We start from the raw sequence: 421 nt of genomic DNA on the forward strand, positions 1-421 counted from the left end.
AGCCCTCTAATAAGGTGGTATCGAATTTGTCATAGGGCACGCCGGCGCGTTCGCAGATCTCGGCGACGATGGCATAGAGGGGATAAGCAGCAGACATAAAAAAACCTAGGGTTTTAATAAAAATTGCAGACGGAATTGGCGGTTCATGCCGATTTTAATCAGGCCGGGGCTGTTCACATTCTCCTGCAGCCGATATTCGATTTCATAGCGGTCGCGCTGTTGGCGGTAGTAGAGGTGGCCATTGTTTAAATAGGCAAAGATCACATCACTGGCACTGGTTTGAGTGCTGCGCTTGTCATCCAGGGTCAGGCGCGGGGTGATGATGCCGGGCCAGGTGCTGGTGGTTTGCGCACCGGCGCTGCTGTCGTACCAGTAGAGCTTGGCGGTGCCGGCTTCGACATAGGCGATCACCGGGCGCATA

The 421-nt window shown here is 54.4% G+C and carries 1 protein-coding gene; it reads right to left on the reverse strand.

The window, feature by feature from the left end:
• Positions 1-105: 105 nt before the first annotated feature.
• A partial coding sequence (locus MO867_RS22685; RefSeq protein WP_252473398.1) for a hypothetical protein occupies positions 106-421 on the reverse strand: 316 nt, incomplete at its 5' end.

The organism is Microbulbifer okhotskensis, assembly GCF_023895975.1.
Lineage (GTDB): Bacteria > Pseudomonadota > Gammaproteobacteria > Pseudomonadales > Cellvibrionaceae > Microbulbifer > Microbulbifer okhotskensis.